General features: G+C 45.5%; 23 protein-coding genes, 1 pseudogene, 1 riboswitch and 1 other annotated feature. Of the genes and pseudogenes, 5 read left to right on the forward strand and 19 right to left on the reverse strand.

Features of this window, described 5'->3' with window-relative positions:
* The first annotated feature begins 38 nt into the window (after positions 1-38).
* The gene (gene bioB / locus ABHN01_RS18175) at positions 39-1028 is read left to right on the forward strand and encodes a biotin synthase BioB (protein ID WP_429876686.1); all 990 of its coding nucleotides are present in this window, start codon (positions 39-41) and stop codon (positions 1026-1028) included.
* 52 nt (positions 1029-1080) lie between these two features.
* On the opposite strand, the gene ABHN01_RS18180 is transcribed toward bioB, so the two are convergent.
* From ABHN01_RS18180 to ABHN01_RS18220, 9 genes are all read right to left on the reverse strand, one after another.
* Entirely contained in the window at positions 1081-2316 is a 1236-nt protein-coding gene (locus ABHN01_RS18180) for an aspartate kinase (RefSeq protein WP_429876687.1), read from the reverse strand.
* A 187-nt stretch (positions 2317-2503) separates the two neighbouring features.
* Positions 2504-2692: riboswitch (Lysine riboswitch) on the reverse strand.
* 74 nt (positions 2693-2766) lie between these two features.
* Positions 2767-4488, reverse strand: coding sequence for an excinuclease ABC subunit UvrC (uvrC, locus tag ABHN01_RS18185; protein WP_425589557.1), 1722 nt, complete (start codon positions 4486-4488; stop codon positions 2767-2769).
* A gap of 177 nt (positions 4489-4665) precedes the next feature.
* On the reverse strand, positions 4666-4977 hold the full coding sequence (gene trxA / locus ABHN01_RS18190) for a thioredoxin (RefSeq protein ID WP_290398774.1): 312 nt from the start codon (positions 4975-4977) through the stop codon (positions 4666-4668).
* Between the two features lie 117 nt (positions 4978-5094).
* Positions 5095-5679 carry a histidine phosphatase family protein gene (locus tag ABHN01_RS18195; protein ID WP_429876688.1) on the reverse strand — a complete coding sequence of 195 codons (585 nt, stop codon included), beginning with the start codon at positions 5677-5679 and terminating at the stop codon, positions 5095-5097.
* 90 nt (positions 5680-5769) lie between these two features.
* Positions 5770-6747, reverse strand: a complete 978-nt coding sequence (locus tag ABHN01_RS18200; RefSeq protein WP_429876689.1) for an electron transfer flavoprotein subunit alpha/FixB family protein — start codon at positions 6745-6747, stop codon at positions 5770-5772.
* Between the two features lie 13 nt (positions 6748-6760).
* On the reverse strand, positions 6761-7531 hold the full coding sequence (locus tag ABHN01_RS18205; RefSeq protein WP_429876690.1) for an electron transfer flavoprotein subunit beta/FixA family protein: 771 nt from the start codon (positions 7529-7531) through the stop codon (positions 6761-6763).
* A 21-nt stretch (positions 7532-7552) separates the two neighbouring features.
* Entirely contained in the window at positions 7553-8323 is a 771-nt protein-coding gene (locus tag ABHN01_RS18210) for an enoyl-CoA hydratase (protein ID WP_429876691.1), read from the reverse strand.
* Between the two features lie 23 nt (positions 8324-8346).
* Positions 8347-8955: a TetR/AcrR family transcriptional regulator gene (locus ABHN01_RS18215; RefSeq protein WP_429876692.1), complete on the reverse strand. Its 609-nt coding sequence runs from the start codon at positions 8953-8955 to the stop codon at positions 8347-8349.
* A gap of 144 nt (positions 8956-9099) precedes the next feature.
* On the reverse strand, positions 9100-10791 hold the full coding sequence (locus ABHN01_RS18220; protein ID WP_429876693.1) for an AMP-binding protein: 1692 nt from the start codon (positions 10789-10791) through the stop codon (positions 9100-9102).
* A gap of 190 nt (positions 10792-10981) precedes the next feature.
* On the opposite strand from ABHN01_RS18220, the pseudogene ABHN01_RS18225 reads away from it, so the two are divergent.
* Positions 10982-11083 (forward strand): annotated as a pseudogene (locus ABHN01_RS18225) (DUF6254 family protein); the annotation flags it as partial.
* Positions 11084-11415: 332 nt separating this feature from the next.
* Here ABHN01_RS18225 and ABHN01_RS18230 read toward each other — a convergent pair.
* The 5 genes from ABHN01_RS18230 to zapA form a co-directional block, all read right to left on the reverse strand.
* Positions 11416-11820, reverse strand: a complete 405-nt coding sequence (locus tag ABHN01_RS18230) for a DUF350 domain-containing protein (protein WP_429876694.1) — start codon at positions 11818-11820, stop codon at positions 11416-11418.
* Positions 11821-11833: 13 nt separating this feature from the next.
* Positions 11834-14197, reverse strand: coding sequence for an endonuclease MutS2 (locus ABHN01_RS18235; RefSeq protein WP_429876695.1), 2364 nt, complete (start codon positions 14195-14197; stop codon positions 11834-11836).
* A gap of 27 nt (positions 14198-14224) precedes the next feature.
* Entirely contained in the window at positions 14225-15946 is a 1722-nt protein-coding gene (polX, locus tag ABHN01_RS18240) for a DNA polymerase/3'-5' exonuclease PolX (protein WP_429876696.1), read from the reverse strand.
* A gap of 70 nt (positions 15947-16016) precedes the next feature.
* A complete protein-coding gene (locus ABHN01_RS18245) occupies positions 16017-16556 on the reverse strand; it encodes a CvpA family protein (protein ID WP_429876697.1) in 540 nt (179 codons plus the stop codon).
* Positions 16557-16838 (reverse strand): cell division protein ZapA, encoded by a 282-nt coding sequence (gene zapA, locus ABHN01_RS18250; RefSeq protein WP_290398763.1) that lies wholly within the window; start codon positions 16836-16838, stop codon positions 16557-16559. It abuts the gene before it with no gap.
* A 140-nt stretch (positions 16839-16978) separates the two neighbouring features.
* Here zapA and rnhC point away from each other — a divergent pair, with 140 nt between their 5' ends.
* Positions 16979-17923, forward strand: coding sequence for a ribonuclease HIII (gene rnhC, locus ABHN01_RS18255; RefSeq protein WP_429876698.1), 945 nt, complete (start codon positions 16979-16981; stop codon positions 17921-17923).
* 62 nt (positions 17924-17985) lie between these two features.
* Here rnhC and pheT read toward each other — a convergent pair whose 3' ends face one another.
* From pheT to ABHN01_RS18270, 3 genes are all read right to left on the reverse strand, one after another.
* Entirely contained in the window at positions 17986-20418 is a 2433-nt protein-coding gene (gene pheT / locus ABHN01_RS18260) for a phenylalanine--tRNA ligase subunit beta (RefSeq protein ID WP_429876699.1), read from the reverse strand.
* Positions 20419-20431: 13 nt separating this feature from the next.
* Complete coding sequence (gene pheS / locus ABHN01_RS18265) at positions 20432-21466, reverse strand: phenylalanine--tRNA ligase subunit alpha (RefSeq protein WP_429876700.1); 1035 nt, start codon at positions 21464-21466, stop codon at positions 20432-20434.
* Between the two features lie 72 nt (positions 21467-21538).
* Positions 21539-21768, reverse strand: a binding site (T-box leader).
* 80 nt (positions 21769-21848) lie between these two features.
* The gene (locus tag ABHN01_RS18270) at positions 21849-22613 is read right to left on the reverse strand and encodes a TrmH family RNA methyltransferase (protein WP_429876701.1); all 765 of its coding nucleotides are present in this window, start codon (positions 22611-22613) and stop codon (positions 21849-21851) included.
* A 135-nt stretch (positions 22614-22748) separates the two neighbouring features.
* Between ABHN01_RS18270 and sspI the strand changes: the two genes are divergently transcribed.
* The gene (sspI, locus tag ABHN01_RS18275) at positions 22749-22955 is read left to right on the forward strand and encodes a small acid-soluble spore protein SspI (protein WP_290399065.1); all 207 of its coding nucleotides are present in this window, start codon (positions 22749-22751) and stop codon (positions 22953-22955) included.
* A gap of 85 nt (positions 22956-23040) precedes the next feature.
* Here sspI and ABHN01_RS18280 read toward each other — a convergent pair whose 3' ends face one another.
* Positions 23041-23526, reverse strand: coding sequence for a dUTP diphosphatase (locus ABHN01_RS18280; protein WP_429876702.1), 486 nt, complete (start codon positions 23524-23526; stop codon positions 23041-23043).
* Between the two features lie 69 nt (positions 23527-23595).
* Entirely contained in the window at positions 23596-24192 is a 597-nt protein-coding gene (locus ABHN01_RS18285) for a TVP38/TMEM64 family protein (protein WP_429876703.1), read from the reverse strand.
* Between the two features lie 160 nt (positions 24193-24352).
* Here ABHN01_RS18285 and ABHN01_RS18290 point away from each other — a divergent pair, with 160 nt between their 5' ends.
* A complete protein-coding gene (locus tag ABHN01_RS18290) occupies positions 24353-25699 on the forward strand; it encodes a cytochrome ubiquinol oxidase subunit I (RefSeq protein ID WP_290398757.1) in 1347 nt (448 codons plus the stop codon).
* Positions 25700-25704 lie beyond the last annotated feature (5 nt).

Consider the following 25704-nt stretch of genomic DNA (forward strand, 5'->3'; position numbering starts at 1 on the left):
TATATAAAATTCAAGTTAACATTAAGGAGGTAAACCCTATGAAATGGATGGAACTTGCAAACGAAGTGATCGACGGGAAAGAGCTATCCGAAAAGGAGGCAATGTCGATATTGGATTCTGACGATGATGAGCTGCTAAGTTTACTGCACGGTGCTTTTACAATCAGGAAGCATTACTTTGGCAAAAAGGTCAAGCTGAACAAGATCATTAACACAAAGTCAGGACTTTGCCCCGAGGACTGCGGCTATTGTTCACAGTCTTCCGTTTCTACTGCCCCTATCGAAAAATACGCGATGATGGATAAAAACACGATCGTTGCCGGTGCAGCAAAGGCATACAAACAAAACGTCAGAACTTATTGCATTGTGGCAAGCGGAAGAGGGCCGCTCAACCGTGACTTAAACACGGTCATAGAAGCGGTAAAGGAGATCAAATCCAGCTATAACATGAAAATATGTGCATGTCTTGGCATCCTAAATGACAAGCAGGCACAATCTCTAAAAGAGGCTGGGGTCGAACGGTATAATCATAATATCAACACTTCCGCTGACCACCACAGCCAAATCACGAGCTCGCATACATATGAAGACCGAGTCTCCACTCTTGAAAAGGTAAAAGAGGCAGGCATCTCACCCTGTTCCGGGGTCATCGTCGGAATGGGCGAAAGCCACGGTGACATCATTAAGATGGCAAAAGCCTTGAAAGAGATTGATGCAGACTCTATCCCGGTCAATTTTTTGCATGCCATTCCTGGCACTCCATTGGAGCATCTGGATGAGCTGAACCCTCGTTATTGTCTAAAGGTGCTCGCATTATTCCGGTTTATTAATCCAACAAAGGAGATCAGAATATCAGGCGGCAGAGAAGTGAATCTCCGAAGCCTGCAGCCACTTGGCCTTTATGCGGCCAACTCTATTTTTGTCGGCGACTATCTGACGACCGGAGGACAGGAAACAACGGCAGACCACCAAATCCTTGAGGATCTCGGATTTGAAATCGATTTCTTAAACGAGACGGTACAGATTTGATCGTGCAGTTGAAAATAAAAAAATCCGGGCACTTTAAGCCCGGATTTTCTTATTATAATTGCTGAACTGGCTGCCGTGCGTCCAATTCAAAGACGTCGTGCAGTGTTTCAATCGCTTTAATCATATCCTGCTGGTCCACAACTGTTGAAACTTTGATTTCTGACGTGCTGACCATTTTTATCATAATCTGATGATCGGATAAAGCTTTAAACATTTGTGCAGCTACTCCTGGATTAGAGATCATCCCGGAACCTACGATAGATACTTTCGCTAGTCCGTCTTCATGCACGATCGAACCGAACTGAAGCGAACTCTTATTCCTTTCAAGCAGCTCGATCGTTTCATCCAAAATGGCCGTTTCAATTGAAAACGAAATATTTGTTCTCTCCTGCGGGTTTACACTTTGAATGATAATATCCACATTCACACCGTTCTCTGCAAGTAAGGAGAAAACCGATGACAGCGTGTTTAAACCATTCGGAAGATCTTCAATTGTAATTTTTGTTACGTTCCCTTCAAAAGCCAGGCCTCTTACTACTAAATTATTTTCCATTGATGCTTCCTCCTCCACGAGTGTCCCATTTTCTTCCTCTGTACTCGAACGGACTTCCAGCCTTACCCCATAATTTTTTGCGAATTCAACCGCTCTTGGGTGAAGCACCCCTGCACCAAGATTGGCCATCTCAAGCATCTCATCATAGGAGATGGCAGGCAGTTTTCTCGCATGTTTTACCACCCGAGGGTCTGTTGTAAATACGCCCGTTACATCGGTATAAATCTCGCACTTATCGGCACGAAGGGCAGCTGCAAGGGCAACTGCCGTTGTATCTGAACCTCCACGCCCAAGTGTTGCAATATTTTTTGAACCAGTTACTCCTTGAAAACCGGCAACAACCGCAATTTTTCCATCTGCAAGCATTTCTTGAATTCTCTTCGTGTCGATGTTTAAGATGCGTGCATTTCCGTGAACATTCTCTGTTTCAATGCCTGCCTGCCAGCCTGTCAAAGACTCCGCTTCATATCCGGCTTCCTGCAGAGCCATCGCCAGTAATGAAACGGTGACCTGCTCTCCCGTTGTCAGAAGCATGTCCATTTCTCGCTTGGAAGGCCTTGCGGTTATTTCACCTGCCAGGCGTACAAGTTCATCGGTTGTTTTCCCCATCGCCGAGACAACGGCTGCTACTTGATTCCCCTCGTTTACCGCATGAATGATCCGCTTAGCCGCATTTCTTATTTTATCCGGTGTGCCTACACTCGTTCCACCAAATTTTTGAATGATTAAAGCCACGATGTCCATCCTCTCTCATCATTGAATATAATTTATTGCCTCGATCTAAAAGGCACCCAGATATGGCCAGCCTGATTTGGCTTCCACTACGCAACAAACTGATAAATAAAAATAAAAAAGCAGCAATAAGGAAAAGACCTTATTGCTGCTTGGTATAAGCAACAGTAAGCCAGCTTGTTTTCCCCTCTTGTGAGATAGTCCTCCACACACCCTCCGGGCAAGAATGTGTGACAGCTCTGCATTTATTCAATGCAGGTCCAGCCGTAAGAAACAGGAGCTTCTTAAAGCTTCGGCAAAAATCCCCTTTCCGCTACCATCATAAGAGCTCCTTCTCTTCAGATAGCATACTATTGGTTTTTGCTCCTCTACCATCACTTCAAAACTGAAGTATGGCGCTCTATTAAAATTTGTTTTTAAGTTTAGCAAAGGATTTCTGAAAAATCAATACCTTTATGAAGGTTCCTTTTGAAGAGCCTGAATAATTTCCTCCGCAACATTCAAAGGGATGCCTGCTGCCTGAAAATCCTCCAGGCTGGCCTCTCTCATTTTTTTAATGGAACCGAACTTCTTCAGCAGCAATTTTTTCCTTTTTTCTCCGACTCCAGGAATGTTATCAAGACTAGATTGAAACATGCCTTTTGCCCTGACCTGGCGATGAAATGAAATCGCGAATCGATGGACTTCATCCTGTATGCGCTGCAGCAGATAAAATTCTTGGCTGTTCCTTTGCAGCGGAATGATTTCAGGAGGGTCCCCCATCAAAAGCTGTGACGTCCGATGCTTTTCGTCCTTAGCCAGTCCGCCGACTGGTATCGCAAGGTTCAGCTCATTCTCCAGAACATCCTGAGCAGCTGCGATCTGTCCTTTTCCCCCATCGATAATGATGAGATCTGGCAGCTGTCCGTTCTCTTTTAAGATTCGGGAATAGCGCCTGCGAACCACCTCTTTCATCGAGGCGTAGTCATCAGGACCGGTTACTGTTTTAATCTTATACTTCCGATATTCTTTTTTGTTCGGTTTCCCGTCTTCAAAGACGATCATGGCAGATACTGGATTCGTTCCATGAATATTGGAGTTATCAAAAGCTTCGATACGGTAAGGAGCAGGAATATTTAATTGCAGCCCCAGATTTTCAACCGCTTTTATCGTACGCTCCTCATCACGCTCAATAAGAGCAAATTTTTCATTCAGCGCGAGCTGAGCATTCTTTGTAGCCAGTTCAACAAACTCTTTCTTTTGTCCCCTCTTCGGCTGAATCACTTTTATGCCGAGGAGTTCTTTGATCAATTGGCCGTCCGCCTCAGGAGGCAGCAATAGCTCCCGAGGCAGAATGTGATTTTTTTGAAGATAAAACTGTCCAATAAACGATAAGAAATCTTCAATAGCCTCTCCATAAAAAGGAAAAAGAGAAACATCACGTTCGATCAGTTTGCCTTGGCGGATAAAGAAAACCTGAACACACATCCAGCCTTTATCGTAATAAAAACCAAAGACATCTTTGTCTACCATGTCTGATGTCATCATTTTCTGCTTCTGCATCACCGCATCAATATGCTGTATCTGATCCCTAAGTTCCTTCGCCCGCTCAAAATTCAAGGCTTCTGATGCAGCAAGCATTTTCTCAGTAAGCTCCTCCTTCACCTCAGGGAAGCCTCCGTTCAGGAATTTAACGATTTCCTCTACCATCTTCCTGTTCTGTTCTTCTGTAATATCATAAACACACGGGCCTAGACACTGGCCGATATGATAATAAAGGCAGACTTTGTTGGGCATATGATCGCACTTGCGGAGCGGATACAGCCGATCCAGCAGCTTTTTCGTCTCTTGCGCTGCGAATGCATTAACAAACGGGCCGAAATATTTCCCCTTGTCCTTTCTGATCTTTCTCGTATACAGGAGGCGGGGCTGCTCTTCGGCTGTAATTTTTAAGTACGGGTACGTTTTATCATCTTTAAGCATGACATTAAATTTAGGATCATACTTTTTAATCAAATTCATTTCAAGAAGGAGAGCTTCTAGCTCTGAGGAGGTTATGATGTATTCAAAATCAGTAATATTCGCGACCAAACGCTGTGTTTTCCCGTCGTGTGAACCAGTAAAGTAGGATCTAACACGGTTCTTTAACACTTTTGCTTTTCCTACATAAATGACTTTTCCGAATTGGTCTTTCATCAAGTAACAGCCAGGCTGATCCGGAAGCACAGCCAGCTTCTCTCTTAAGGTATCCACGTTGTCTCTCCCCTCCTTTTTCTATGTAACATCATAGCATGATATCCTAATTTTTGCAGTTGAAATACAAAGCAATAAAAAAAGACCGGCATCAGCTGCCAGCCTTGGTTATAGACACAATTATTTATGTTTGTTTAAGAGCTCGCCAAGCGCTTCTTTTGGCTGGAAGCCTACAACTTGGTCAACAACTTCCCCGTCTTTGAAAACGATAAGGGTAGGAATACTCATTACTCCGTATTTACCTGCTACTTCTTGGTTTTCATCAACATCTAGTTTCACTACTTTTAAATCTTGATTTTCACTGGCTAGTTCTTCTAGAACTGGCGCGATCATTTTACAAGGTCCGCACCATGGTGCCCAAAAATCAGCAAGCACTAGTCCTTCGCTTGTTTCTTGACTGAACGTTTGATCAGTTGCATTTACGATTGCCATTTTAAAATTGCCTCCTTAGTTCATCGTGTAAAAAGAGTATATCATCAAAACTGACTAACAGCTATTTGTTTGCTCAGGTTTATCGTTCCCAACTTGTCCTTGAATCAAACCATAGTTTTAATGGGATGACTGCTTCAAGTGGGCATCACAGTTAAAGAGTGAACAGGCCCATTTCTGCTCTTTATGATGCAGCATGCTCACTGAAGTGTTAACGAGTGATCCATCATACTCATCACTTGCCAACAGGCCTTTTAGCATGGCTCTAATGAAAGTGCCATGGCTGACCACAATGATCTTCCGGCCTTGATGCTGTTCTACAAGGTCTTCAAGAAATTCATTGCCTCTTTTCAATACTTGTTCTATCTTCTCTTTTCCATGTTCCAGTTTACTCCAGTCAGTACCCCACCGTTTTATACGGTCCTGCTCATTTGTGCCCTCCAGCCTGCCAAAGTTGACCTCCCGGATGCGCTTGTCAGTATGCACAGGAATCCCAAGTGCCTGCCCGATGATGGAGCCTGTTTCACGCGCACGAGTGAGCTGGCTTGTAAAAAGTAGATCCCAATGTTCTTTCTCAAACCTTGAAGCAAGAGCTTGAGCCTGTGCACGTCCCTGATTATTCAATGGAACATCGATAATCCCCTGAATTCTTCTCTCAGCGTTCCAATCGGTAACGCCATGTCTTACGAAAGCAATTATTGTCACATTGTCCACTCATTTCTTTATTTGACGTAATTCATGGACTTATTGTATAAAAAGAGGCCAGCTTTGTCAGCCAGCCCCGCTCCATCTTTTTTATGATTTTACTAAAACATTTTTGAATTCTTCCGTAAGCAGTGGTACGACTTCGAATAAATCCCCTACGATGCCATAGTCCGCAACAGAAAAGATGCTGGCTTCAGGATCTTTGTTGATCGCAACAATGACTTTGGAATTGGACATACCGGCTAAATGCTGGATGGCACCGGAAATTCCGCAGGCAATGTAAAGATCAGGTGTTACAACTTTTCCTGTTTGTCCGATTTGAAGGGAGTAATCACAATAATCGGCATCACACGCTCCGCGGGATGCACCGACAGCAGCGCCGAGCACGTCGGCCAACTCTTGTAGCGGTTTGAATCCATCTTCAGATTTAACTCCTCGTCCTCCGGCAACGATGATTTTCGCTTCCGATAAATCCACACCTGTAGAAGCTTTGCGGACAACATCCTTCACAATGGTGCGCAGATCCTTAACATCGACCGCCAGAGAGGAAACCTCTCCAGAACGGCTTTCATTTTTTTCAAGCGGAGCAATGTTATTCGGTCGGATCGTCACAAACACAAGACCGTCTGTAATGACTTTTTTCTCGAACGCTTTACCGGAGTAGATCGGCCGGGTAAAAACAACGTTGTCTCCCGCTTGTTCAAGAGAGGTTACATCTGAAATCAACCCGGATTGGAGACGGGCAGCAAGTCTTGGTGATAGATCTTTTCCAAGCGCAGTATGGCCCAACACCAATCCTTCTGGCTTTTCCTGATCGATGACTTGAAGCAATGCCTGAACGTATCCGTCCGTAGAATACGTAGTTAGCAGGCTGTGCTCAGCAACAATGACCCGGTCTGCTCCATAATGGACTAAAGACTGTCCCGCTTCATTTAAACCTTCGCCGCAAAGCACGGCGACCACTTCACCGCCAGAGGAAATTTCCTTAGCGGCACCAATCGCCTCATAGGATACATTTCTTAATTCACCGTCACGGACTTCCGCAAGTACAAGAACTTTTTTAGACATGTAGCATTCCCCCTTATATCACTTTTGCTTCTGAGCGTAATAATGAAACCAGTTCCTTCACTTGATCGTTCAATTCTCCGCTTAAAATTTTCCCTGCTTCCTTTTTAGGAGGCAAGAAAACTTCCAAGGTCTTTGTTTTTGCTTCAACATCTTCTTCATCGATATCAAGATCATCGATTTCAAGTGTTTCCAGCGGCTTTTTCTTTGCCTTCATGATCCCCGGCAACGATGGATAACGTGGTTCGTTCAAACCTTGCTGAGCTGTGACTAGCAATGGAAGCTTCGTTTCAATTTTCTCAACGTCTCCCTCCACATCACGTTCAATCGCTACATCTGCTCCATTGATTTCAATCTTCGTGATGGTTGTCACTTGCGGGATTCCCAATAGTTCGGCCAATCGCGGCCCGACTTGTCCAGTTCCGTTATCGATCGCAACGTTCCCCCCAAGGATCAAGTCATAATCCTTATCCTTGAAGAACTCAGCGAGAACAGCAGATGTCGTATATTGGTCGGAGCTCTCAAGATCCTCGTTATCAATTAAAACCGCTTTGTCTGCTCCCATAGCCAATGCGGTACGAAGTTCCTTTTCTGACTCTTCGGTTCCCACGGTTACAACGGTCACTTCACCGCCATGAGCGTCACGAAGAGTGATCGCTTCTTCTATCGCATATTCATCATACGGATTGATGATATACTCAGCACTGTCATGAGAAATCTGTCCGTTAGAAATGCTGATCTTTTCTTCGGTATCAAACGTACGTTTTAAGATTACATAAAGATTCATGCTAATCCCTCCAACTATTTATTAGTTTTTAAAATTCGGCTGCCTTTTTTCAACAAACGCTTGAACTCCTTCTTGTCCATCTTCAGATACGAAGACTTTTCCGAAATACTCGGATTCTTTCTTTGCTCCTTCGCTGTACTGGCCACGGGCCGCATACTGCAGAAGCTCGAGTGTGTACCGGATGGACAAGGAACTTTTCGCAGCGGCTTTTGAAGCCAGCCTGTAAGCCTTTTCAAAAAGTTCCGCATCAGAATAAGCGGCGGTTGCCAAGCCCCACCTCACCGCTTCTTCACCTGAAATCGGTTCGGAGGTGACGAGCATCTCGGCTGCTTTGGCAGTTCCAACAAATCTAGGGAGACGCTGTGTTCCTGCAAAACCAGGGATCAGCCCCAGCTGCAGCTCCGGGAGCCCCAGCTTTGCCTCGCTGGATACGAGGCGGATATGGCAGGCCATTGCCAGTTCAAGCCCCCCGCCGAGTGCGGCACCATGAATCGCTGCGATAATCAGCTTTGGATAGTTTTCCATCCGGTCAAACAGCTGCTGCCCGAACGCTCCCAAATCAGCAAACTCAGCTTCATTATCAATCGTAGTAAACTCTTTAATATCTGCACCCGCTGAAAAGAAACGGCCTTCACCTTTGATGAGGATGACCTTTGCTTCACTGTCATTCTCCAATTCTTCGAAGACCTCCGACAATTCGCGGATCAGCTGGGTGGACAAAGCATTCGCCGGATGGCGATTCAGTTGAATAGTAGCTATCTTATTCTCTTTTTGAACCTGTAAAAATCCCACTCTCTCACACTCCTCAGGATAATCTATTCTTGCGCGGGGAGAGCCCCTGCAGTGTTGCTTAAACCATTAACAAGCATTCGGTGTACAGGCTGGGCAAGTGACGGCAAATCATAACGATGATCATTCATGACCCAGTTCGTTGCTGTTTCATCAATCGTGCCAAAAATCATCTGTCTGGCCAGCCGGGTATCCATGTTCCTGTCAAATGCATTTTCCTCCATCCCTTCTTTCAGGATAAGGTCGATCAGGGATAGATATCGTTTCAGCACTTCCCCGATCTTTGCCCTTAATGCCCGGTTGGTCTGCCGAAGCTCCAGCTGTGTGACGATGGATAGCTGGTGGTCTGCATCCAAGAGACGAAAGTGCATCTCGATCAGAGTTAAAAGTTTTTCGGTCGCCGACTTTTTGCTTTTCAGCTCGCTCCCCGTTCTTTCGATAAAGGTTCCCATTTTTTCATTAAAAACAGAAACAAGCAGATCTTCTTTATTTTTAAAATAGAGATAGATCGTCCCATCTGCTACAGATGCCTGCTTTGCAATTTTTGACACTTGGGACTGATGATACCCATGGACTGCAATAACATTAACTGCGGCATCAATAATTTTGTCGTACTTTGGGCCTTTACGCTTCACGATAATCTCCTCACTTCAAACGAGCTGCTGTAAACTGAATGATTGTTCATTCATATTTTAATTGTAAAACAAATCGTTTTTTTCTGTCAATTCTATTATTCCTTTGTTTGTATAAAAAAACAAGGACCTTTTTAATAAAGGTCCCTATATCTCCTGTGTTTCCCGCTCTTTCGCTCTTTCTTCCTCCAATAAAACTCTTCTTAGAATTTTTCCGACCATCGTTTTTGGAAGCTCGCTTCTGAATTCATATACACGCGGAACCTTAAACGCAGCCAAATTTTCTCGGCAATATTTATTGAGCGTTTCCTCTGTGCAAATGGCATTCTCTTTCAACACGATAAACGCCTTAACGGTTTCGCCGCGATAGGGATCCGGAATTCCGACGACAACGGCTTCCTTTACCGCTTCATGCTCATAGAGGACTTCTTCAATTTCGCGTGGATATATATTATATCCTCCCGCGATGATCATATCTTTTTTCCTGTCGACGATATAAAAATAGCCGTTCTTATCCATATATCCCATATCACCGGTCATAAGCCATCCATCTTTAAAAACAGCAGCTGTTTCCTCCGGCTGATTCCAGTAGCCTTTCATCACCTGAGGCCCTCGCACCAATAACTCGCCGACTTCTCCAACTTCCGCAAACTCTCCGCGCTCCGTTGAATAAATGGCAGCTTCCGTATTTGGCCATGGCAGACCGATACTGCCTTTGACCTGGTTTCCATAGATCAGATTGGAGTGAGTAACAGGTGATGCTTCTGTCAGGCCGTAGCCCTCAACCAGACTTCCGGAAATGACCGCTTGAAATTTTTGCTGAACTTCTTTTGGCAGCGGTGCAGACCCGCTGATGCAAGCCTGAATGGAGGAAAGGTCGTACTTCATTAAATCCGGATGATTCAGCAGAGCAATATACATGGTCGGCGCACCCGGAAACAAGGTAGGCCGCTGCTTATGAATGGTCTGCAGTACTTGCTTCGGATCAAAACGCGGCAGAATGATCAGTTTGGCCCGTGTCATGATGGCCTGATTCATCACCACCGTCATTCCATACACATGGAAAAAAGGCAAAGCAGCGAGTACCACTTCTTCTCCCACGCGGTGTTTATAAATCCAGATGCTGCATTGTTTTGAATTCACCACCAAATTGGAATGAGTCAGCATGACACCTTTTGCCGGTCCAGTCGTCCCTCCTGTGTATTGGAGCAGCGCCACATCTCCTTTTGGGTGAATGTCTACTGGAATCCGCCGATTTTCACTATTGCTGACTAACTCTTTAAACGAATGAACACATCCGCCATACTGTACATCAACGACCGTAAAAGGTTTTTGTTTTTTCTGTACAAACGGATAGAGCAAATTCTTGGGAAAGGGCAAATAATCCTTAATTCCCGTCACGATTATATGCTCGAGCTGTGTCATTTCTTTTACAGCTGCAACCCTTGAAAAGAGCTGATCAAGGCAGACGATTGCAGATGCCCCGCTGTCCTCGAGCTGGTGGCTCAGTTCTCGTTCCGTATACAGGGGATTGGTCTGAACCACGATTCCCCCCGTGAGAAGGATGCCGTAATAGGCAATAACTGCCTGCGGACAGTTTGGAAGCATAATCGCTACCCGGTCGCCTTTGCCGATACCGAGGGAAGACAGCCCGTTGGAAAATCTCACAGCACTCTCGTAAAGCTGTTGATACGACATTTCTTTACCTAGAAAATGAAGAGCAGTCTTTTCTGGGTTTATAGTGGCTGCTTCTTCTAAATACGTGAATAAGGGTTGTTCCTCATAGTCAACCTCACTGGGGATTTCTGGTGGATAATGGTTAAGCCATCTTCTTTCCACTTTTACCTCCTCCTTGATTCACGCCTTTCTAAAAAATACTCTCTCATCTTCATTATAATGAAAACGTATACAATTTAACATATTTTTTTAAAAATTAAAAAAGTTTATAGTGCTTTTGGCACTTTTTTGCGGGGATGAGCCTGTTTTTTCCGCAGCATACTAAACAATAAAACAAAGGAGGCTAACATTCATGACTCATTCAAAATCTAGAAGGGATGGAGCTTGGAAAGCGGGCAAAGAAACCCAGCACCCTCATGGCAAAATCAAATCACAGCAAGAAATCGCAAGCGAAATCGGAATGAAAGACACCAACCAGCTGACTGCACAGCCAGCTGATTTTGATGAGATCGAATACTGAATAGAACTTCGGCGGGCGTTGCCTGCCTCAGCTTTTTCGCTCACGGCTCGAACGCCAAAATCAGCTCTACTTCAGTTTACAATGGCGGACCCGAATTTTCTTGAAACAAAAAACCAGCCGGGAGGCTGGTTTTTTGCTTAAAAGCTGCGGAAATCCAATTTCATTTCCTTTATGTTAAAAAAATTAAATAAACGATGCCGAAGAGAATAAAAATTCCGCTGCAAATGAATAAAACCTTCCATAACGTATCCACCAACGCTTCACTCCTAATCAATCCCTGAACCGATCACAAACGACAAACCGATGGAGATGACCATGGAGATCAGACCCACGGCACGGTTATCGTTTTCAATCTCTTCATCAATATTGAATCGCGGGGTTAAAAATTCAAAGATAAAATATCCGGCCAGCAGCAGAACAAAGCCGAATAGGCCCCATGCCATCATCTGAGGAAGGGAATCGTTCTGCCCGATGGAATAGCGGAAAATATTCGCGATGCCGAATATCTTTCCGCCGGTTGCCATCGCTACGGCCAGATTTCCTTTTTTAATCTCCACCCAGTTCTGATACCTGGTGACGACTTCAAATACTGCCAAAAAAATAACGAGGAAAAGTACGACTACACTGTAATTTGCCGCCGTTTGGATAAACGGATTGTGGGATACGTCCATCTCTGACCTCCGATTATTTTAATACCGCTACGGTTATTCCGCTTCCGCCTTCGTTTGCCGCTCCCATTCGTGTCGATTTCACATTAGGGTGTGATTTAAGCAGCTGCTGGACACCCGAACGAAGGGCACCTGTGCCCTTCCCATGAATGATGGAAACTTGAGGATATCCCGCTAGCATCGCTTCATCCAAATACTTATCCACTTCATGCATCGCATCCTCATACCGTTTTCCGCGAAGATCGAGTTCAGGACGAACAGAGTCATCACTGCCCTGTACTTTTACAAACGTTCTCGGCTCTGTTTTTTTCTCCTTCGTCTGCTTGATTAATTCCAGGTCGCTCAGTGACACGTTCATTTTTAAAATACCGATCTGTACCTGGTATTCACTGTTGCTGACTTTATTGATGATATGGCCTTTTTGTCCAAAGCTCAGCACTCTCACCTCATCGCCTGGTTTAAACGAGGCAGACTTTGGTTTGGTGGAAGCAGCTTTTTTCTTTTTCGAGCGAAGTGAAGGAGTGGCTTCCTCCAGCTTCTTACGGGCATCGATCAATCGGTGTTCCTTCACATTGCCCGCTTCTTTCTGATATTCCCGAAGTTCTTTAATCACTTCTTCAGCGGTCCTTCGCGCATTCGCCACGGCTTCTTCCGCCTTCCGTTCGGCTTCTTCAAGCAAACGGTCACGATCCCGGTCAAGATGCTGCAGCTCTGTTTCGAGATCCTCTTTTAACTGTTCTGCTTCCTTCCTGATCCTTATGGCATTCTCCCGTTCTTCTTCGGCATGTTTCTGGTTATCTTCAAGCGAACGGATCATGTTATCAATTTTGTTATCTTCATCACTGATCTGCGATTTTGCCTCATCAATAATAGAAGGCTCCAAACCTAGACGTCTGGAAATTTCAAACGCGTTGCTTCGTCCCGGCACACCGATCAGCAGCTTGTAGGTCGGCCTCAGCGTCTCCACGTTAAATTCTACGCTCGCATTAATGACCCCTTCCCGGTTATACGCGTACGCTTTTAACTCGCTGTAATGTGTGGTGGCAATCACTTTTGCTCCCCGTTCAAAAACATAATCCAAGATGGAGATCGCAAGCGCCGCACCTTCCTGGGGATCTGTCCCCGCACCCAATTCATCAAACAGCACAAGGCTTTTAAAGTTGACGGTTTTAAGGATATCAACAATGTTGACCATATGAGAAGAAAACGTACTTAATGACTGTTCAATAGATTGCTCATCGCCGATATCGGCATAAATTGCTTCGAACACGGTCATCTCAGACTCTTCTTCTGCAGGAACCTGCAAGCCTGATTGAGCCATCAGCGACAGCAGACCGATCGTTTTTAACGTAACCGTCTTCCCGCCTGTATTGGGTCCGGTAATGATCAGTGATTGAAACGTTCCGCCCAGCTCAACATCGATCGGAACGACAGCATCCTGATCGATGAGAGGGTGCCTTGCCTTGCGCAGGGAGATGTATTCCCGATCGTTCATGATCGGTTTCGTCGCTTTTAGCTCACGGCTATACTGCGCTTTGGCAAAAGTAAAATCGATTTCCGACAGAATCGCCACATTGTGAGCGAGAGGCTCAGCAGATTCCCCGACTAAAATGGAAAGTTCTTTGAGAATCTTTTCAATCTCTCTTGCCTCTTTGGCTTTTGCGTCTTTCAACTGGTTATTTATCGCAACTACAGCCTGGGGTTCAATAAAAAGCGTGGCTCCCGATGCGGACTGATCATGTACCATTCCGCCAAAGCTGCCTCGGTATTCTTGTTTAACGGGCAGCACGAAGCGATCATTTCGAATCGTGATGATCGCATCGGATAGCATCTTTTGATAGCTTGAGGAACGGACCATGCTTTCCAACTTCTCACGCACTCTCGCTTCAAACGTGCGGAGCTGGCCCCTAATTGTTCGCAAGGCCGGACTGGCACTGTCCATAACATGTCCGTTGTCGTCAATGCATGCTTTGATTTCCTGCTCCAAATCAATGAGCGGCTCAATCTGTTCCACCAGGCCTTCAAGGATCGGCAATTCAATGCCATCCTCAACCATTCCCTCTGTAAACCGCTTAAACCGCCGACCGCCATACACTGTCGTCGCTACATCAAGAAGCTCATCCGTATTGAGCAGGCCGCCGATCTGTGACCGCTTCAAACTGGCTCGAATATCCCGTATTCCGCCGAGCGGAGCCTGTCCTTTTAAACGGAGAACCTTAACTCCTTCATCAGTGCTGTCCTGCCAATGGCGGATCTCCTCATATTCAACGGAGGGCTTCAGCTGTTCAACCTTCTGCTTACCTAAGCTTGAGCTTGCATGTTTTTTTAGCTGTTCGATGATTTTTGTATATTCTAAGACACGAAGTACTCGTTCCTGCAAAATTAGTTCCTCCTCCCAGGAGACGTTCTATTCTTGTTTATCATTTCGTTGTAAAAACGATTTCAACTCTTGAATCGGCATGGTGTTCAACACATTTTCCGGCCGGATATAGCCTTTACGGGCGACAGAAACACCGATGTCCATATGCCCCAGCGTTTCCCGGTAATGGGCATCTGTATTGATCGTAATTTTCACACCTTTATCCTGTGCTTTCTTGAGCCATTCGGGTGCCAGATCGAGCCGGCTTGGATGGGCGTTCAGTTCAAGTGCGGTATTCGTTTCAGCCGCCACTTCAATCAGCATATCCAAATCCACATCATAACCGGGACGGCGTCCGATCACCCTCCCTGTCGGATGTGCAATAATATCCACATGATGGCTTTTGAGCGCGGTCTTCATCCTTTTCATGATCGTCTCTCTGCTCTGTGAAAAAGAAGAATGGATCGAAGCGATGACAAGATCCATTTCAGCCAGGAGTTCATCATCAAAATCCAGTGTACCATCCGGCAGAATGTCCATCTCCACGCCGGCTAAAATTTTAAAATCATCGTACTTCTCGTTCAGCCTGTCAATCTCTTTTCGCTGCTGCCTCAGCCGCTCCGGAGTCAGTCCATTCGCTACCCTCAAGTACTGGGAATGGTCAGTGACCGCGATGAATTCGTACCCTTTTTCCCTTGCGGCTTCGGCCATTTCTTCGATCGTGTTCGCTCCATCGCTCCATGTGGAGTGCATATGAAGGTCTCCCCTGATATCATCAGGTTTGATCAGCCGCTGAGGCTCGCGAAACAACTCAAGTTCATCTCCGCCCTCACGGACTTCCGGCGGTATCCACTGAAGTCCGAAATGGGCATAGAATTCTTTTTCCGATGGAAATGTCATGACCTCGCCGGTCTCTGTATTTTCAACACCGTATTCACTGATTTTTTCGTTACGCTCTTTCGCCAGCTGCCTCATCTTCACGTTATGCTCCATCGAACCAGTGAAATGATGCAGTGCGGAGGCATACTGATCTTTGGAAACGAGTCTGAAATCCACGGATACCGGATACTCGTATTGAAATTGGAGAGAAACTTTAGTGTCGCCTTTTGCGATGATATCAGAAACGCCTTCGAGCTGGACGAGCTGTTCTTTTACTGCAGCCGCATCGGTAACCGCGAGAATGAAATCCAGATCTTTAATCGTCTCGCGAAAACGGCGAAGACTCCCAGCCAGCGAAAATTTCTCAATCCCTTCCACGTTCTTCAGCTGCTCTTCAATTTTTTCCGCAACAGGAAGCATAAATGCGATGGGAAGCCGCTCGGGGCGTTTTCCGAGTTCCTCAATTGCGGCCAGTATTTTCTCTTCTGTCTTGTTCCCAAATCCTGCGAGTCCTCTGACCTTTTCCTGTTCACACGCCTTTTTCAGACTTTCAATATCGGTAATCCCCAGTTCTTGATAGAGCTTGGCAATCTTTTTTCCGCCGAGCCCAGAAATGTCAAGCATCACTAAAAGTCCAGACGGAACCTCGGCCTGCAATTCCTCAAGCAGCGAAGACTTCCCTGTTTCGAGCAGTTCAGCAATGACTGCCGCAGTACCTTTTCCGATTCCTTTTAACTGGGAAGGATCCCCGATTTGCTGCATGTTCCTATCATCGGATTCCAACGCCTGGGCTGCCCTCCTGTAGGCCGAAGTTTTAAAAGAGTTCTCCCCTTTGATCTCTAAATAAACGGCGATCATTTCAAGGACATGGACTACCTGCTTCTTATTCAAATGAACACCCTCTTTCACAAGACTTGATAAACGATGCACGGTAAAAAAACTTCTCTGTTAAAGAGAAGTTTTACGCTATATTTTTGGACCACAAATCTTTGATCGTTTCTGAGAAAACTGGCGTATTTTCCACCATTCCCTGTCCGATAAAGGAATCCTGGTAAGCGGAGTGGATCGAACCGGACGGGATTAACGAAGCGACGTAAAGCAACAAGAACAAAATCAAGTAAACTTCGACAAATCCTAAAATCCCTCCAAGCCAGCGGTTAACCGTGCGGAGCAGCGGCAGATCCGCAATGAAGTTCAGCATGTTACCTACGATCTGCAGAATGATCTTTGTCCCAAAGAACAAGAGAGCAAAGGCAATGGCGCGGTAATACACATCTTCTAAGGAAATGCTGCTAAGAATCGTTGACATCGGGCTATCATTGCCGATGGAAGGATATGGAATCCATAACTTCAAATGAGGCGCAAGGTCATCAAAGTATAGATAAGCCACCACATACGCTGCGATAAAGCCGACGAGATGAATAACCTGCATGACAAGGCCGCGCTTCAGTCCGATAAAAAATCCGGCAATGAGTAAAACAATTAAAATGAGATCTAACATTTATTTATCCTCTTTCCTAATCTGCTGTTGCAATTTTTCCAGCTCTTCTTTAGTCTTTAAGTATTCGTTCATCAGATTTACTGCTGTGAGTACGGCAAGCTGTTTCGTATCCAATACAGCATTATACTGCTGGATGTCCCGCATCTTTTCATCAACCATTGCAGCAACCGAACGAATGTGGCTGGAAGCCTCAGTGCCTATTACTGTATACTTTTGACCAAAGATTTCCACGATGGTCCTTGCTTTCATTTTGTCTTCCGCCACAAAATTACCTCCAATCATAAGTTCACCTGCAAATAAGCTAAGAACTCTAATCATTATCTTAACAGAAAGCGAACAGTTATGAAAATATTTGTTCTAAAACCAGCTTTCATTATATCCAAATCCTACTAAAAAAAAATCCAATGAAAAGGAACATGATGATGGCAAATACGGTACTAAAAATGACAACCCAAGAAATCAATAAACTGAAAGAAGCCTACCAAGCTTTTATACAGCCTTCTTCTCCCCCGGGAAGTGTTTTTACGGCAAAACCCGCAGGCTGTACGGTTACAGCCTATAAATCAGGCAAGGTCCTGTTTCAAGGTAAGACGGCCGAAATGGAAGCTCAAAAATGGGGCTCCGCACCGGCAGCATCCGATCCGAAGCCTGGTAAATCAAAACCTTCCCATGCATTTGCCCCTCCTGAAAACGTGGGTACTCTATCCTTGATCGGAAGCGATGAAGTGGGAACGGGTGATTATTTCGGTCCGATTACAGTGGTAGCTTCGTATGTTCCAGCGTCACAGCTCGAGCTGGCAAAAGAATTGGGAGTAAAGGATTCAAAGTTTCTGAACGACAAGCAGATCGCAGCCATCGCAAAGGATCTTCTGCATACCATCCCGTACAGTCTGCTCGTCCTCAGCAACCGAAAGTACAACGAACTTCAGGCAAACCGAATGAGCCAAGGGAAAATGAAAGCTCTTCTGCACAACAAAGCCCTTCATAACATGCTGGAAAAAACAAAGGACCTTCACGTAGACGGTATTTTAGTGGATCAGTTCTGTGAGCCGGGTGTCTATTTTAATTATCTCTCAAGAGAAAGAAACATCGTAAAAAACAACGTGTTCTTCGCCACTAAAGGTGAATCTCTTCATTTGTCCGTAGCCGCCTCATCCATTCTCGCACGTTATGCATTTATTAAAGAGATGGATAAAATCAGTGCAAAAACAGGTATTGAGATTCCTAAAGGCGCCGGCAGCAAGGTGGATGTAAAAGCGGCTGAAATAATCCGCAAATACGGCCCGGATTACCTTAACGATATCGCGAAAATTCATTTTGCCAACACGAAAAAGGCGCTTAATCTAGCAGATGGCAAACGAAGCTGAGCGGCTTCCCAAATACAAAACCCGCATTCTCAATGAGAGAGATGCGGGTCTTTATTTGCCTATTATTTCCGAAGCTCAGCCCCGAATCGTTCTTCCAGGCTGCGCAGAATGTTTTCATGAGCTTTTGTTACTTCTTCATCCGTAAGCGTACGTTCAGGATCAAAATATTTTAATGAGAAGGCCAGTGACTTTTTGCCTTCCTCCATGTGCTCGCCTTCATACAAGTCAAACAAGCTGCTTTCTTTCAGAAGAGCTCCTCCCGCTTCATGAATGACAGTGTTTAAATCTCCGGCAGGCAGGTTCTTGTCAACCACCAATGCGATATCTCTCGTGATGGAAGGGAATCGAGGCAGTGTCTGATAAACGGTAGGTTCAACGATCGTCTGGATTAACTGATCCAGATCCATCTCAAACACGTAAGTTTCGTTTAGATCCCATTCTTTTTGAGTTCCCGGGTGTATCTGGCCGATCAGGCCGATCGTGATGCTGTCAAGCTTGATGACTGCTGTTCTTCCTGGATGCATCCCTTTCAAACTTTCACTCTCAAAAGAAATTCTGCTGCTTAATCCGAGTTCTTCGAACAATCCTTCAAGAATTCCTTTCACCACGAAAAAGTCCGTTCTCTTCTTTTCACCCTGCCAAGGATGGATATTCCAAAGGCCTGTGAGCGCACCGGAGAGATACGTTTTCTCTTCAGGCAGAACAGAGATCGGCTGTTCAATGGTAAAGAAGACAGAACTGATTTCAAACACACCTACATCATCAAGTGAACGGTGATGATTATGGCGCACCACTTCAAGAAGCTGAGGAATGAGTGTGCTTCGAAGGGTACTCCGCTCCTCGCTCATCGGGTGGGAAACCGAAATGGTTTGTATATTTTCCTGCTGCTCCTTCACAAAAGAGAAGCTGGTTGCTTTTTCAGGAGTGGTCAGTGCATAAGTTACAGCCTGATACAGTCCAGCGCCTTCAAGATAACGCATAACCTTTCTTCGGGCAGCCTGATAGGGGCTAAGTCCGCCAGGTCGGCTTTCTGTTACAAGATACGTGGTAGGAATACGGTCATATCCATAGATTCTTCCCACTTCCTCTACAAGGTCCGCATCAATGGTAATATCCGGCCTTCTCGCGGGAACGGTAACCTTGAATGTTTCTCCCTGTACCTCAAATGGAAAACGAAGTCTTGTGAAGATTTCACTGATTTGTTCGTTTTCAATCGCTGTTCCGAGCAAGCTGTTAATTCTCGTTCGGGTGACTTCAGCGGTTCCTTCACTTACCGAGCGTTCGCCATCCTCAACAATGCCTTCCGCCACTTCTCCTCCAGCATATTGCGCCATTAAGGAAGCAGCACGGCGGGCTGCCTCGTACACACGGTTGCGGTCGATTCCTTTTTCATATCGTGCACTGGCTTCACTTCGGAGCCCAAGATCCTTGGATGCAGCTCTTACACGTTGTCCTTCAAAATAAGCGGCTTCAAGCAGAACTGTCGTAGTATCTTCCTGAACTTCCGATGTTGCACCGCCCATGACACCGGCTACTGCAACCGGTACTTCACCATTGGTGATGACAAGATGGCTGCTGTTTAATTTTCTTTCCGTGTCATCAAGCGTCACAATTTCTTCTCCGTCTTTCGCTCGGCGGACGACCACTTCCCTGGATCCGAAACGGTCATAGTCAAAGGCATGAAGCGGCTGTCCGTATTCGAGCAATACGTAGTTCGTAATATCCACCACATTATTAATCGGACGGATTCCCGCTGCAATCAACCGGTTTTGCATCCAAAGAGGTGATGGCCCGATAGAAACATTCTTGATCAGCATCGCTCCATAGTAAGGATTGTCTTCTGTTGCATCAACTTTTACTGAAATATAATCTGAAGCTTTTTCACCGGTATGTTCAAGTGGAACTTCAGGCAGCCGCAGTTCTTCGTTAAGAATGGCTGCTACTTCATATGCGACACCAATCATGTTCAAGCAGTCTGCACGGTTTGGTGTCAACCCAAGCTCAAGAACATAGTCATCCAGGTTCAAGTAGCTCAAAGCATCGCTGCCAACTTGTGCATCAGAAGGCATGACGAATATTCCGGCCGAATACTCTTTTGGCACCAGTTTGGTATCCACACCCAGTTCAGTGAGGGAACAGATCATCCCATGTGACGCTTCTCCGCGAAGTTTCGCCTTTTTAATCTTGAAATTCCCAGGAAGTACGGCACCTACCTGCGCGACCGGAACTTTTTGTCCCGCAGCCACGTTTGGTGCGCCGCATACAATCTGTACCGGTTCTTCTGCACCGATGTCAACTTTACAGACCCGTAGCTTATCCGCGTTCGGGTGCTGAACACATTCCAGCACATGTCCAACGATCACTCCAGTGATCCCTTTGTTGAGGGACTCCACGATTTCTACTTCAATTCCACTTTTCGTAATTTTTTCACCCAGCTCTGCAGCCGTGATATCAATATTTACATACTCTTTCAGCCAGTTATATGAAACTAACACAGGGTTCCCCTCCTTATGCCTTTTTGAATTGTTTTAAGAAACGAAGATCATTGGTGTAAAAATGACGGATATCATCGATGCCGTACTTGAGCATGGCGATCCGCTCAGGGCCCATTCCAAATGCAAACCCTGTGTATTTCTTAGAGTCAAAGCCAGCCATCTCCAATACGTTCGGATGCACCATACCGGCTCCGAGGATCTCGATCCATCCCGTATGCTTACAGATCGAGCAGCCTTTCCCGCCGCATTTAAAACAGGAAATGTCCATTTCAACGGAAGGCTCAGTGAACGGGAAGAAGCTCGGACGCAATCGAATTTTGCGATCCTCACCGAACATTTTTTTCGCGAAGGTTTCGAGCACACCTTTTAAATCGCTCAATCGGACGTTCTCGTCAACGACAAGTCCTTCAATCTGCATGAACTGATGAGAGTGGGTAGCATCATCATCATCCCGCCTGTAAACTTTTCCGGGAGAGATGATTTTAACCGGCCCTCTTCCATGATGCTTTTCCATCGTTCTTGCCTGTACAGGGGAAGTCTGGGTACGCAGGAGAATGTCCTCTGTAATAAAGAAAGAGTCCTGCATGTCTCTAGCCGGATGGCCTTTCGGCAGGTTCAAGGCTTCAAAATTGTAATAATCGGTCTCCACTTCAGGACCCTCTGCTACGGTAAAGCCCATCGTTAAGAAAAGATCTTCTATTTCTTCGATGACCGCTGTTAACGGATGTGAATTTCCTTTCCTTACCGGACGGCCGGGAAGCGTCACATCGATCGCTTCTTTATTCAGCTTTTCTTCAATAGCTGCTTGCTCCAGCTGTCTGATCTTTGTATCGAGCGCTGCTGTAATAGCATCCCTTACTTCATTGGCATAAGCGCCGATCACTGGACGCTCCTCTGGAGACAATTTTCCCATTCCTTTTAGCACTTCAGTGATTGGGCCTTTTTTACCCAAATAAGAAACTTTAATCTCCTGTAGTTCTTTCAGTTCATTCGCCTGCTGGATTTTCAGCAATGCCTCTTCCTTTAATGCCTGCAATCGGTCCTGCATAACATTTGCCTCCTCATATTCATGACTCATTTCAAAGCCTGACAGCCTTGAAAATAAAAAATCCCCGTCCATAAAAGGGACGAGGATTCGCGGTACCACCCAGATTTACCAAGTTTTCAGGCCAAGGCCCTCACTTGTTCACTTCGTTCACATAACGGACTTGGTCCGGTCCGCCCTACTGTCGGTTCAGGCGACTGCTCAGGAGTGAATTCGATAAATTCTACCGCAGAAACACTTTCAGTCGAGATGTTTCCTCCCTTGGCGGCGAGCTTTTATGTACTACTCTCCATCATTGCATTTCATTTATTCAGCTGTTTTTATTATAGATGAACTTCGTGGACTGTGCAATCGCCAATCTGTCTTATTACGGTATTCCTTTTCGTTATTGACCGTTCTTCTGAAGTTCATACAACATGATACCTGCCGCAACCGCCACATTTAGCGATTCAGCGTTGCCGAACATCGGGATATAAACAAGCTGGTCTGCAGACTCCATAATCTCGGTTCGGACCCCGCTGCCCTCGTTGCCGACAACGAGCGCGAACGAACCGGAAGAATTAACGTCATGAAGAGATTGGGCCCCTTTTAACGCAGAAACATAGACCGGGACTTCCATCTGCTTGCACTCATCCATCCATTCTTCTAATTTTCCTTTTACAACAGGAAGGTGAAACAACGATCCTTGTGTAGAGCGAAGGACCTTACTGTTGTAGACATCAACTGTACCTTCTCCGAGCACAACCCCATCAAGACCCGAAGCATCGGCCGTACGAATGATCGTACCGAGGTTCCCCGGATCCTGGACGCCGTCAACAAATAGATATTTCCCGCCGGCTTTTATTTGCAGTTCGTTTGAGCTCATGCGGCAGATGGCCAAGACGCCTTGCGGATGTTCTGTATCGCTCAGCATTCCCATTATTTTTTTAGTAACGATCCATGGATCAAGGCGCATCTGTTCCCATTCAGCAGGAAGGCGATATGATTCCTCTACTATCAAATGGGCGATCTGGACATTATGATTGATCGCTTCTTCAATAAGATGCGGCCCCTCAATGATAAATTGCCCGGATTTATCCCGTTCTTTTCTTGTGTATAGCTTTTTCCATTGTTTAATGGAAGCATTTTGTTCTGATTCAATCCGTTTCATCCGATCTAACCATCCTTTAATCTCTCTCAACTTTTTTTATTATATCTTCAAAATGATACATAATCCATCGGCCCTTAATAAAAACTAGGAAATAGGCACAAACTTTATGAAATAAATCTGTTTGAGGTGATAATGATGGATATCGATATCCGTAAAGCAGTTCTGGCCAACGTGTCTGGAAACAACAAAGAACAATTGGAGAGTACGATCATTGACGCGATCCAGAGCGGTGAAGAAAAAATGCTTCCTGGTCTCGGCGTACTGTTTGAAGTGATCTGGAAAGAATCAGACAACCAGAAAAAGGAAGAGATGCTTTCTACCTTATCCAACGGTTTAAAATAACAAGAATCCCGGGTGTCGCTTCCCGGGATTTTTGTTATTGTTTAGCTACAGCTCCGAGGGCTGAAAACGAACTTCAGTTTTCAGCCTAATAACCTTCATCCTGCCTTTGGTGGTTGACTTGGTTTTTGGAATAATACCCTTTGAAGATTGTTTCTTCCGTAAAACCGAGGAGATGTCCAAGCCCGAGGTATTCAGAAAATAATCGGCTGAACAGTTGGGTATCTTTTTTACCTTGAAGCTCGCTGATTGTGCGGTAAAGGCACAGGAACTGGGACGTCAGATCTTCGCTGACAACTGTTCCTTCCTTTATCGCATCCTGCAGGCCGTGATCGAGTCCGACAGACAGCACAAAGTGCAGCCCGTCCACATATTCCTCTAAAATGACGCTGTCCGAAGACGGTGGCTTTACACTCCAATATTTAAAACACCGGGTTTCGTTCGCCAACTCCCCAAGCTCGACAAGCAAGGCGAGAAGTCTCTTATCGTATAAATCTTCGTTATGTAGAGCGTGCTCCTGAACAATTCGTTCATTCAGCTGATTCTGCATTTCAAATAATTCTTTAAAACCCACGTTATCCACTCCTTTCGCTCATTATAACAAAAACCCCAGGTGAGTGTCCCTGAGGCTGTTTCCACATGATCATGCACTTTTGGCTGGAGTTTTTCCTTTTTCTTTTTCAAAGAAATCCTCCCATTTTACGATCCATTCTTTCGTTCTCAAGAGATGAAAGAAGACGAGCATCATGGCAGCAATTCCGATTCCCCACACGACGGAGAGATGAAAGATGTAATGACCGAACGTAGAGTACATGAAGGCAAGCGGAACGTTGGACACCACGCTTGCTTTAGTATATTCCTTAAAACCTTTTGTTATCTCCAGAACCAAAAGGGAAAGCAGAGAAAAATGGATGAAAGGGATAAGCTTTAATATAGCAATCTGGCCGATCGAGAACGGCATTCGTTTGCCTACGATTTTCCGCTTGATTTTCATAAACCGGTTGAGTGAATTCGGCATTCTTTTCAGCAGTCCGTAGAACAGCAGGCTGGACAGGGTGATGCCGATGATGGAATAGAGCGTTCCATAGACCGATCCGAACAGAACCCCGCCTGCCATACAGATCAAACCTACAGGCAGAAAAAGAAACTGCCTCATCATATGGAGCAGAATAAAAAAGACAGGAGCAAAAATACCTGCAAACTTCAGAATATTAAGGATTTCTGCGAGCTCATGCTGCATGTTTCAACCCCCCTTTATCGCCATCTTATGACATAAGACGAGCAGTTATTCTCTTCCTACTCCCAAATCCATGAATATTTACATGTCTTTTATGACAAGTTAAAGATTAGAAAAGATGGTTTTATTTTACATGAAACCATTTGTTTGAGGAGTGGTTTATTTGGATACAGTTGTGCTGGCTCGTGCTTTTTTCGGTACGTCTCTTGCCTTTCATATCATTTTTGCAACTCTTGGCGTTGGAATTCCCCTGATGATCGTAATCGCGGAAATCCTTCATCATGTAAAAAAAGACAATGATTATGCCATTATGGCCAAGCGCTGGACAAAAGCTTTTGCTGTGCTGCTCGGTGTCGCTATTCCCTCAGGTACGATCGTCGGTGTACAGCTGTCCTTGCTTTGGCCGGGATTTATGGAGATTGTAGGAAAGGTCATCTCCCTCCCCTTCCAAATTGAACTGTTTGCCTTCTTTATCGAAGCCTTGTTCATGTCCATCTACGTTTACGCAGCGGACAGGCTGCCGAAGTATTTCAGGATCATCTCTGTGATCCTTGTAGCATTTGGCGCAGTAGCATCTGCCATTCTGATCACCGCCGTTAACACGTGGATGAATACCCCTGACGGCTTTAAGATCACGAAGGACGGCACGATTTTTGATGTTCATCCCTGGGACGCCTTTTTCAATCCAAGCTTCCTTTCATCTGCCTTCCACGTATCGGTGACCGCCTATATGACCGGTGGTTTTGCCGTAGCATCTGTAGGAGCTTATAAGCTTCTGAGAGGAAAACTCTCCAAGAATGAATCCGCTTATCATAAAAAGGGATTTTTACTCGCCCTTATTGTAGGTTTGACTTTTTCATTGATTTCAAGTTTTTCAGGCCACCACTCTGCACAGATTCTGCATGAGCATTCACCTGAGAAGCTTGCTGCCGCTGAAGGATTATTTAAAACCCAGCGGTATGCACCGCTTGCGATCGGAGGGTTCACTGATCCGAAGACGGAGGAAGTAAAATATGGTATAGAACTTCCATGGATGCTCAGCTGGCTCGCGGCCGGCAAGTTCGATACAGAGGTTAAAGGACTCTATGAATTCCCGCGTGAGACCTGGCCGCCTTTTTATGTTCACACCCTCTTTAATGTTATGGTAGGCATCGGTTTTCTTTTGCTGGCCCTGGCTGCTGTCGCCCTGTTTTTCTGGTGGTATTACGGCAAGAGAAAACAGAAGCCATTTCCTAAATGGCTTCTGTTCATCTTAATCTTTTCAGGTCCCCTATCCATGCTGGGCATCGAATTCGGGTGGATATTCAGCTGCAGCGGAAGACAGCCGTGGACGATCTACAGAGTTCAGACCACTGCAGAGGCGGCTACACAATCTGAAAACCTTGCCCCACTGTTTCTCCTGTTCATCGGTCTCTACCTGCTGCTCAGCGTCCTGACCATCCTGATTCTTACAAGCTACTTTAAAAGACACCCGGTTTCCAAAGACTTTGAAAAATACCCTGGCTATTAATTGAT

The organism is Fictibacillus sp. NRS-1165, assembly GCF_050468105.1.
Lineage (GTDB): Bacteria > Bacillota > Bacilli > Bacillales > Fictibacillaceae > Fictibacillus_C > Fictibacillus_C terrinigri.

What these genes read in the sequence shown, in the direction of transcription:
- bioB (WP_429876686.1), top strand. Translation starts at nt 39, where the DNA reads ATGAAATGGATGGAACTTGCAAACGAAGTGATCGACGGGAAAGAGCTA.
- uvrC (WP_425589557.1), bottom strand. Translation starts at nt 4,488, where the DNA reads ATGAAAGACCAATTCGGAAAAGTCATTTATGTAGGAAAAGCAAAAGTG.
- trxA (WP_290398774.1), bottom strand. Translation starts at nt 4,977, where the DNA reads ATGGCAATCGTAAATGCAACTGATCAAACGTTCAGTCAAGAAACAAGC.
- ABHN01_RS18200 (WP_429876689.1), bottom strand. Translation starts at nt 6,747, where the DNA reads ATGTCTAAAAAAGTTCTTGTACTTGCGGAAGTCCGTGACGGTGAATTA.
- ABHN01_RS18205 (WP_429876690.1), bottom strand. Translation starts at nt 7,531, where the DNA reads ATGAATCTTTATGTAATCTTAAAACGTACGTTTGATACCGAAGAAAAG.
- ABHN01_RS18230 (WP_429876694.1), bottom strand. Translation starts at nt 11,820, where the DNA reads ATGGACGTATCCCACAATCCGTTTATCCAAACGGCGGCAAATTACAGT.
- ABHN01_RS18245 (WP_429876697.1), bottom strand. Translation starts at nt 16,556, where the DNA reads ATGTTAGATCTCATTTTAATTGTTTTACTCATTGCCGGATTTTTTATC.
- zapA (WP_290398763.1), bottom strand. Translation starts at nt 16,838, where the DNA reads ATGATTGGAGGTAATTTTGTGGCGGAAGACAAAATGAAAGCAAGGACC.
- rnhC (WP_429876698.1), top strand. Translation starts at nt 16,979, where the DNA reads ATGGCAAATACGGTACTAAAAATGACAACCCAAGAAATCAATAAACTG.
- pheS (WP_429876700.1), bottom strand. Translation starts at nt 21,466, where the DNA reads ATGCAGGACCGATTGCAGGCATTAAAGGAAGAGGCATTGCTGAAAATC.
- ABHN01_RS18270 (WP_429876701.1), bottom strand. Translation starts at nt 22,613, where the DNA reads ATGAAACGGATTGAATCAGAACAAAATGCTTCCATTAAACAATGGAAA.
- sspI (WP_290399065.1), top strand. Translation starts at nt 22,749, where the DNA reads ATGGATATCGATATCCGTAAAGCAGTTCTGGCCAACGTGTCTGGAAAC.
- ABHN01_RS18285 (WP_429876703.1), bottom strand. Translation starts at nt 24,192, where the DNA reads ATGCAGCATGAGCTCGCAGAAATCCTTAATATTCTGAAGTTTGCAGGT.